The 8,543-nt window shown below is 45.0% G+C and carries 9 protein-coding genes; 5 read left to right on the forward strand and 4 right to left on the reverse strand.

The features are described from left to right. Window positions 1-5: 5 nt before the first annotated feature. Together RH46_RS01880 and RH46_RS01885 are read left to right on the forward strand one after the other, a co-directional pair. The gene (locus RH46_RS01880) at window positions 6-488 is read left to right on the forward strand and encodes a GNAT family N-acetyltransferase (protein ID WP_006877705.1); all 483 of its coding nucleotides are present in this window, start codon (window positions 6-8) and stop codon (window positions 486-488) included. Window positions 489-566: 78 nt separating this feature from the next. After that, window positions 567-1,928: a bifunctional NUDIX hydrolase/phosphatase PAP2 family protein gene (locus tag RH46_RS01885; RefSeq protein ID WP_241210039.1), complete on the forward strand. Its 1,362-nt coding sequence runs from the start codon at window positions 567-569 to the stop codon at window positions 1,926-1,928. A 22-nt stretch (window positions 1,929-1,950) separates the two neighbouring features. Here RH46_RS01885 and RH46_RS01890 read toward each other — a convergent pair whose 3' ends face one another. Beyond that, on the reverse strand, window positions 1,951-2,760 hold the full coding sequence (locus RH46_RS01890; RefSeq protein ID WP_006877707.1) for a Cof-type HAD-IIB family hydrolase: 810 nt from the start codon (window positions 2,758-2,760) through the stop codon (window positions 1,951-1,953). A gap of 155 nt (window positions 2,761-2,915) precedes the next feature. Here RH46_RS01890 and queE point away from each other — a divergent pair, with 155 nt between their 5' ends. Together queE and queC are read left to right on the forward strand one after the other, a co-directional pair. Beyond that, window positions 2,916-3,584 (forward strand): 7-carboxy-7-deazaguanine synthase QueE, encoded by a 669-nt coding sequence (gene queE, locus RH46_RS01900; protein WP_006877709.1) that lies wholly within the window; start codon window positions 2,916-2,918, stop codon window positions 3,582-3,584. An 11-nt stretch (window positions 3,585-3,595) separates the two neighbouring features. After that, entirely contained in the window at window positions 3,596-4,282 is a 687-nt protein-coding gene (gene queC / locus RH46_RS01905; protein WP_006877710.1) for a 7-cyano-7-deazaguanine synthase QueC, read from the forward strand. A gap of 48 nt (window positions 4,283-4,330) precedes the next feature. On the opposite strand, the gene RH46_RS01910 is transcribed toward queC, so the two are convergent. The 3 genes from RH46_RS01910 to RH46_RS01920 form a co-directional block, all read right to left on the reverse strand. Continuing rightward, window positions 4,331-4,684, reverse strand: coding sequence for a DUF2750 domain-containing protein (locus RH46_RS01910; protein WP_006877711.1), 354 nt, complete (start codon window positions 4,682-4,684; stop codon window positions 4,331-4,333). 101 nt (window positions 4,685-4,785) lie between these two features. Beyond that, complete coding sequence (locus RH46_RS01915; RefSeq protein ID WP_006877712.1) at window positions 4,786-5,397, reverse strand: OmpA family protein; 612 nt, start codon at window positions 5,395-5,397, stop codon at window positions 4,786-4,788. 1 nt (window position 5,398) lies between these two features. Continuing rightward, window positions 5,399-6,703, reverse strand: a complete 1,305-nt coding sequence (locus RH46_RS01920) for a TolC family outer membrane protein (protein WP_006877713.1) — start codon at window positions 6,701-6,703, stop codon at window positions 5,399-5,401. 419 nt (window positions 6,704-7,122) lie between these two features. Here RH46_RS01920 and RH46_RS01925 point away from each other — a divergent pair. After that, on the forward strand, window positions 7,123-8,543 hold a 1,421-nt coding region (locus RH46_RS01925), incomplete at its 3' end, for an Ig-like domain-containing protein (protein ID WP_006877714.1).

The raw sequence follows: 8,543 nt of genomic DNA on the forward strand, positions 1-8,543 counted from the left end.
TATTTATGCACCCAGTATCAATTCGTTCTGCATGCGGTAACGACCTTGAACAGCTCAATGAGTTGATGTTTCAGCTTCATCTGGAGCACCATAATCAGTGCCCGAAGTACTTCAAAACGGCGGAAGAGATAGAGCAAGAGAAGAGCATCGCTCATTATCTTGATGATCCCGAGTGTCTGGTTTTTGTTGTGTGTGAACAAGAGACCATCATAGGTTTCATCACTGGTCACTTTTGCGAGTTAATCTCTACGGTAAGTAAACCAGTGCAGATGGGCAGCATCGATGAGTTGTACATTGTTCCACAGGCTCGCAGCAAAGGATTAGCTAAGCAACTTTGTCATAAAATCGAGCAACGGTTCGTTGAGTACGGTGTACAAGAAATATTTGTTGAAGTATGGCAGTTTAATGCTTCTGCGCTTGAGTTCTATCAACAGTTCGGTTTCGAACATCATATCCATTGGTTACGTAAGTCAGTCGGGAATCACTAAGCCAACGTCATGAGTTTTTATACAAATCTAGTTAGCACGGTCACATGCTTAATCTCAGTCTTGTTTTCATATTCTGCAGTGGCTGAAGCTACCGAGTCTTCAGATTTAAGAGGGGCAGTATGTGTCATTCGATCTGGCGATAAGGTGGTAATGGTCAACGAAATCATTACCAAGAAACTCTCTTTACCAGCCGGGACTATTGCCAGTGGGGAAGATCCTAAGCTTGCAGCCCAGCGTGAAGCTTGGGAAGAAACAGGGCTAGTCGTGACGGTTGGCAATGAACTCGGTCGGGATGATAAAGCCGTTTTTTACGATTGTGTTGCCGATTCTGAGATAGTCGCGTTTCAGTTCAACAACGTACTGGACGGCAATGAATTACCAATCTGGTTTGCACCTCATTATGGGGTAGAAATTGCTTCAGCGATGTTGGTCGAGCCTTCGCTGATTCCTGGCAGTATTTACCGCTTTCCAGGACAGTTGCAATGGTTGATTGAGGCTTTACCAATGGCAACGGATCAAAGTGCGCTTTACGTGGGAAATTTAGTTGAAGCCGCGCCATTCTTTAACCAGCTAGAACTTAACTGGATGGTGCAACTGCAACATTTATTGCTGAAAACGCCCGAAGTGATTCAAGCCAGTTTGGACTTTGTGCTGCTTACTGGAAATTATCTTGCAGAGCCCTTGCTGTTGCTAGGCTTGTTTCCATTGCTCTACTGGCGTTTTGGTAAAGTATTCTGCTATCGAGCGTTCTTTGCTGTCACAGTCACTTCTTTGTTAAGTCTGGTCGCCCAGCAAGGTTTCGCCTTACCAAGACCTCACGTCTACTTGCCAGCAGTGGAGCTGACACCGAGCTACGGATTTAGCTTACCGAGCTTGCCGATGGCAGTTTGGCTTTGTGTTGGTGTGTTAGTGCTCGACGCACTTAAAAAGCTCTATATCAATCGCTGGTCGATGAGTTTTCTCGCGCTGGTGGGCTGGATGGCAGTGGCTAAGTTCTATAGCGGTTCCGCATTCTTTATTGATAGTGTTAGCGGAGCATTATTAGGAGCTTTGTGCGCATGGCACCTTATCCGTTTACAAAGCCGCACTGAAGTCGATGCGCTAGCACTGTTGTCATCGAAATTGGTCTGGGGCATGTTGGTACTGGCTTGTACGGTGCTTACTTTAATCTGGCCAATACCTGTCTTCACTTACTGGCTGGCGATCACCATTACCGTATTTGGACTGGCTGCGACTCAGAGTCAAGACCAACATCAAGCCAATAGCAAGCATACGGTTGCTGCTATGCTGGCAATGGTGCTGACCTATTTATTGATTAGCTATGGCGCGACGTTTGTTTCATCAAGTGGTTTGAACTCGCTGATTGTTGAAACGCTTCGTTATCCGTTACTTCTTATCGTGTTTACACTGTTTATCCGAACAAAAGCAAAGGCAGCATAACGCTGCCTTTGTGGATTTTGAATTACTTGTTTAACACAAACTCTTCAATGACTTTCGCCACGCCGTCGTCGTTATTACTTGCTGTAATATAATCTGCGATGGCTTTGGTTTGCTCCATAGCGTTTTCCATCGCTACGCCTAACCCTGCATACTCAAGCATGTGATGATCGTTTTCAGCGTCACCCATACAAATCACATTCTCGGCGGTGATGTCTAAATAGTCGGCAATTGCTTTGACACCGACACCCTTGTTGCTGTCGAGGCTTAGGAACTCAAGGAAGAATGGCGCGCTCTGTACGATGGTAAATGTCTCGCGAAACGACTGAGGGATCTGCTTAATCACTTCGTTGAGCTGTTCAGGTGCCGCGACTATCATTGCTTTGATGATCGGATGGTCGTCGTCCAGCTGAGCAAAGTCCATTTCGGTCACTGGTACGCCGTTAATGGTTGACTCAATATCAGTGTATTCGTTCAGGCGAGGGGTGATAAGACCAAGTTCAGTGCTGAAAGCATGGCAATCGGCGCCTAGCTGTTGAGCAAGCTCAGCAACCTGCTTAGCGCGTTTTCCATCGATAATAGCACTATGAATGACCTTATTGGTGCCAAGTTCTTTGACCATCGAACCATTGAAGTAAACCACAAACTCGTTATCACCATCGATGCCAAGCTCGTTTAACTTGTCTTGCATACCGTCGATAGGGCGGCCTGATGCCAGTACAACCTTAACACCTTGCTCACGCGCACTAGCAATCGCGCGTTTTGTTCTCTCGCTAATGGTCTTATCGCTGGTGAGCAAAGTGCCATCCATGTCGAGAGCAATCAATTTATACATAACTTACCTTAAAACAGAACTTAAAAACTGCAAAAACGCCCAGCATAAAGGCAGAGATTAAATTGATCAATTTATGAATTAGTTGACCTTCAACTAGGAGTCCTTTAAGGTCTCGTTCCTGCAGTTTTTTGATGATGAGATAGGCTGAGATCAAGTTGTACAAAATTAACGAAATGTTCCAAACCATTCAGGGTGAGGGCGTCTTTACCGGCGTTCCTTCAGTATTTGTAAGATTGCAAGAGTGTCCGGTTGGCTGTGCTTGGTGTGATACGAAGCAAACCTGGGATGCGACTCCGCAAGATGAATGCTCACTTGATGAAATACTGGCGAAGAAAGAAGACTCTCCGGCATGGTGTAGTGTTTCTGCGCAAGACATCGTTAATGAATATCAAAAACAGGGTTATACTGCCCGTCATATTGTGATTACCGGCGGCGAACCGTGTATTTATGACCTGCGTCCTTTAACGGCAGCATTTGAAGCTATTGGTTGTCAGTGTCAGATTGAAACCAGCGGCACCTATCAAGTCGACGCGAGTGAAAATACGTGGGTGACAGTGTCACCAAAAGTAGCAATGAAAGGTAAGTTACCTGTGATTGATTCTGCATTGCTCAGAGCGAATGAGATCAAACATCCGGTAGCAACTCAAAAAGATATCGATCAGCTTGATGAGTTACTAACGCGTGCTCAAGTACCTCAGTCAACGACCATTGCTCTGCAGCCTATCAGTCAAAAGCCTCGCGCGACTCAATTGTGTATCGACACTTGTGTAGAACGCAACTGGCGCCTGTCTATTCAGACTCACAAGTACCTCAGTATTGCTTAAAGGAAATTAACATGAACAAAGCCGTTGTCGTATTCAGTGGTGGTCAGGACTCTACTACTTGTCTTGTCCAGGCCCTTAAACAGTATGATGAAGTACACGCGATCACTTTTGATTATGGTCAGCGCCATAAGCTGGAAATTGAAGTAGCGCAGAGTCTGGCGAAAGAGCTAGGTGTTAAAGCTCACAAAGTGATGGACGTTAGTCTGCTTAACGAACTGGCGATCAGCTCGTTGACTCGTGACGATATTCCGGTATCTCACGACCTACAAGAAAATGGTCTGCCAAACTCATTCGTCCCTGGGCGTAACATTCTTTTCCTTACACTTGCTGGCATTTACGCTTACCAGATTGGTGCTAAAACAGTGATTACTGGTGTGTGTGAAACAGACTTCTCTGGTTACCCTGATTGTCGTAATGACTTCGTCAAAGCGATGAATAGCGCACTAGAGCAGGGCATGGACTATCAACTAGAGATCGCTACTCCATTAATGTGGCTCAACAAGGCTGAAACATGGGCGCTGGCAGATCAATACGATGCACTACAGCTTGTGCGTGAGAAAACCTTAACCTGTTACAATGGCGTGATTGGTGACGGATGTGGTGACTGCCCATCCTGTGAGCTTAGAAAAGTTGGTTTGAACGATTATTTAGACAATCGTGAAGCTGTGATGGCAGAACTAGTTGCTAAGCAGTCATAGCTAAAAGAGATATTAAAAAGCGTCCATCGGGACGCTTTTTTTAAATCATTAAGCCAGGTACATTTTAGCCAGGTCTGATGGTTCCATCTCTTTGCCTTCGAGTTGAGCATTCCAGTTAGTACCAACCAAAACACCATCTTCAGCAAGAGTTAGCAGCCAATCTTCAACGAAGATATCCAGAGGGATTTCAAGTACTTCGAAGTCAGCCCACTCTTCAACGTTGTGCGCTTGCGCATCTTCTTTGCTTGACCAGAATGGCATCACTTCACTGTTTTCAAATTCAGTAGAGTCACAAGACAGCCAGCCTTCTTCATTACGCATGCCCCAAACCAGCTTAGATTGCTGAGTTTCTGAAACGAACAGTTCTAGGTTTGCTTGAATATCAGAAGTTAATTTGCTCATTGGTAATATCTCATAGATTTAATCGCTGCTAGGGTAACACTCATCTAGCAAAAGCCAAATAAAAAAGGGAGCCAAAGCTCCCTTTATTCTAGAATATGCGGTTATTTTTCAATCTTAGTGAAGATTGACCACTCTTCTTTTACGTTACCTTTGTGACCGACTACGGTTGCTACAACCTTACGGTTCTTAGCATGACTGATTTCGTCGTCGCCAAACGCTTCGAGCTCTGTATCACCGAAACCAACAATACGCACACGATCAGAAGCCACGCCGTTATCTAGCAGAGCGTCTTCTACAGATTGGGCACGACGTTCAGAAAGCGCCATGTTGTAATCTGGTTTACCTACTTTACTCGCGTAGCCACGTAGCTCGATAGAAGTAGATGGGTACGCTTCGAGGAACTCAGACATCTCGCGAATTTGTGCCAGGAACGCTGGCTGGATTTCAGAAGAGTCATTCGCAAACAAAATGTGCAGGCTCATCTCTTCTTGAGTCTTGATGTAAGTACCACAGCCATCGTTGTCGATGTCAGCTTTAGCTGGAGTTTGTGGACAAAGGTCGCGCGCGTTAATGACGCCATCTTTATCTTCATCAAGCAAATCATCGATTTGGTTTGGAGTCGGAGTCTCGATGTACTCGTATGTATCTTCCGCTTTGAGTGGTGCTGCGAACACAGTTGCAGTAATAAGCGCTGATAGTAATGTTTTGTTCATCTTAGTATTCTACCTTCTTATTCCACTCTTCAGGGGTATCCACACGTAGCGCAGCCATTAAGTTACCCGTCGCATTCATTACACGGTACTTCGCGTACTGCTCGTCATATTTAGCGTCCAGGTAACCTTTACGCGCTTCAAACAGTTCGTTCTCGGTGTTAAGCAAGTCAAGTAGGGTACGTTTACCCAGTTTGTATTGCTTCTCATAAGCGATAACGGTGTCAGATGCCGAGTCTACGTGGTCTGCCAGGAACTCTTTTTGTTGAACCGTCAGGTCAAGCGCGCTCCAAGAAAGACGCAGGCCTTCTTCAACACTACGGAAGGTACGGTCACGGAAGTCTTTAGCTTTGTTTAGCTGGTAAGCTGCACTTTCTGAACGATCTGCATCTGAGCCACCGTTGTACAGGTTGTAACGCATACGCAGCATTGCAGAGAACTCGTCGCTGCCACCTTCGATACCGCCGGCGTCATCACGCCAAGTCTGGTTCGCTTCGATTGACAGCGTAGGGTAGTTAACCCCTTTTGTCTGATCGTATTGGAAACGAGCAGAATCCACATCCGCTTGTGCAATCTTAATCACAGGGTGCGCGTTAAATGCGGTCTCTAATGCCTCATCAACTGTGTAAGGAATGGCTGTTTGATCCGCACGCGGGAAGATAAGACCTTGCGGAGATTGACCTACAATACGCTTAAACTGGGTATGAACATCAAATAGATTGTTTTGCGCAGCAAGCAGGTTGCCGTGTGCTTTTGCCAGACGTGCTTCTACCTGAGAAAGGTCAGCGGTAGACCCGATACCTGAATCAACACGTTTGCTGATGTCGCGGTAGATTTCTTTGTGTACCGCCAGATTGCTTTCAGAAAGCGCTAATACTTCATAGGCTTTGGTTGCATCGAGATAAATCTTTGTCACTTCAAGAGCGATATCTTGTGCGTCAGAAAGTAATTGGAATCGAACCGACTCAGCGTCTGCAGCCGTTCTATCCATGTCGTTTAGTGTTGCAGAACCATCCCATAATAACTGAGTAAGCGTTAGTGTCGCTTCTTTACGGGTTAGTTCGTTTTCGGTCCCTGATGCTAAATCTACGGCTTCATAACCAATACCTGCGTCTAAGTCCAACTTAGGCATGTAAGCACCTGTTGATGCTTCTGAGTCGTAAAACTTACTCATGAACTCATTATAAGAAGCTTTAATCTCAGGGTTGGTAGTAATGGTGTGTGCAACTGCTTGTTCTAACGTTTGACTGTGTGCTGGAAAGCTAAGTGCAACCGCGCAACTTAGTACTTTCAACTTATTCCAATTCACTCTGACTCTCCTCGAAGTGCTCGTAATTGAGGATAATACTCAACTTTGTTGTCTCGAATGTGAGATTTATCCATCGATAGCGCCAATAAAATAACACTGTTAGTGCCAGAAAACTAATTAAAAACATGATTTATATGTTTCAAAGTTGTTAATTTTCGACTGTGATTAAAAAAACAGATGCATATTGTTCAATGGAACGTCATTCGGGTAGATATGCCTGAAAAATGTGATCTTAATTCAGGGTCTCATTGTTGAGAATTGCAACTTGTGTCGTGTTTGTTGGGCTTTTTGTACAAAAAATGGGTTTAGACTGATGGTTAAAGATGTTAATTTATAAGTTGCATGAATTTTTAACATTGCCAAATTTTTGTCGGCAATGGCATAAGAAAGAATTTAGTCAAGGATAAAGGGCTTTATATATGGGTTTTGGTACTTACGTAGCAGTAGGCAATTTAGCAGCGAACCAGGTCATCGTTATTGATGTTAATGGTAATGTTCGAGTTTTGGCAGAAGGAGAACTACCAAATCCGGGCGAGGTGATTGTTCAGGGCAATCCTGAGTTTGCTGAAGATCAGCAACTACAAGTGCAGCTTGTTGGAGATGATGGTCAAAACCAAGATATCTCAGCGGAAATTGAAGATATCTTCGCTGCGTTAGAAGAAGGCCAGGACCCGACTGAATTGGGTGAAGACTTTGCGACTGCCGCTGGTGGTCAAAGTGGATCGAGCCTAACAGCTTCGACATCTGTTGAGCGTGACGGTACCGAGACTATTGCGTCGACAAATTTTGATACATCAGGTTTCGAATCACTAGGTTTGTCAGAAACTCAAAGCTTGACTCTACTAGAAGAGTTCCGCTTATATGATCCTGTCTTTGTTGATCTTAACAACGACCCACTAGGCGACAGCCTGGCTGTTATTACAGACGAAGATACTCCAATCAGCGGCACTCTTACCGCTACAGACCAAAATGCCCAAGATATCCTGACCTTTTCCCAATCTTCTACACCTTCGAATGGTACTGCTGTCGTAAACCCAGACGGCACTTGGACATATACTCCGGATGAGAACTTTGATGGTAACGATAGTTTTACCGTGACGGTCGACGACGGTAACGGTGGTACTGACACATTAGTGGTTAATGTGACTGTAACGCCAATTCCTGAGATTTCAATTGTAGGCAACGATGTAGTTAGCGAAGGCGATGCAGCTAGCTATACCGTTAACTTTGACAAGCCTTCTACACAAGAAACGAGCGTTAAACTAGGTTTGACTCTAGGTAGTGCTGAAGCTGATGACCTTGAATCTGTAGTAGTAACACTTTCAAATGGCGAAGTACTAGACGTGGCTGAAGATGGCACTGTTGTCATCCCTGCTGGCGAAACAGAGTTAAATATTACGGTTAAAACTTCTCAAGATGAAGTACATGAAGGTGATGAAAACTACGTTATCTCAATTGAGGCAGCAAGCGGAACGATTGGTTCGGGGGAAGTAACAACTGTCATTCAAGATAGCGGCGAAAATGGTGGCGATGATGATCGCCCAGTCATCACAGAAATCACAGGCGGTGCGGTTGAAGAAGGTGAATTAGCGTCATTCGATGTGACGCTGAGCAATTTAAGTGAACTTGATACTCCAATTACGCTAAGCCTGGCTGACGGTACAGCGGAAGCTGCGTCTGATTACACGGCAACGACAGTTACCGTGACATACACCGAAAATGGTGTCGAAAAATCTCAAGACGTCACGGTTGACAGCAACGGTGACTTTACGTTCAACCTGCCAGCAGGAAATGAAGGTTTCAAAGTTGAAGTTCAAACCACCGACGACGACCAAAATCC

Origin of the sequence: Vibrio brasiliensis LMG 20546 (genome assembly GCF_000189255.1) — a bacterium.
Taxonomy (GTDB): domain Bacteria; phylum Pseudomonadota; class Gammaproteobacteria; order Enterobacterales; family Vibrionaceae; genus Vibrio; species Vibrio brasiliensis.

Coding starts and splice junctions, on each gene's coding strand:
- RH46_RS01890 (WP_006877707.1), bottom strand. CDS start 2,760: ATGTATAAATTGATTGCTCTCGACATGGATGGCACTTTGCTCACCAGC.
- queC (WP_006877710.1), top strand. CDS start 3,596: ATGAACAAAGCCGTTGTCGTATTCAGTGGTGGTCAGGACTCTACTACT.
- RH46_RS01915 (WP_006877712.1), bottom strand. CDS start 5,397: ATGAACAAAACATTACTATCAGCGCTTATTACTGCAACTGTGTTCGCA.
- RH46_RS01880 (WP_006877705.1), top strand. CDS start 6: ATGCACCCAGTATCAATTCGTTCTGCATGCGGTAACGACCTTGAACAG.
- RH46_RS01910 (WP_006877711.1), bottom strand. CDS start 4,684: ATGAGCAAATTAACTTCTGATATTCAAGCAAACCTAGAACTGTTCGTT.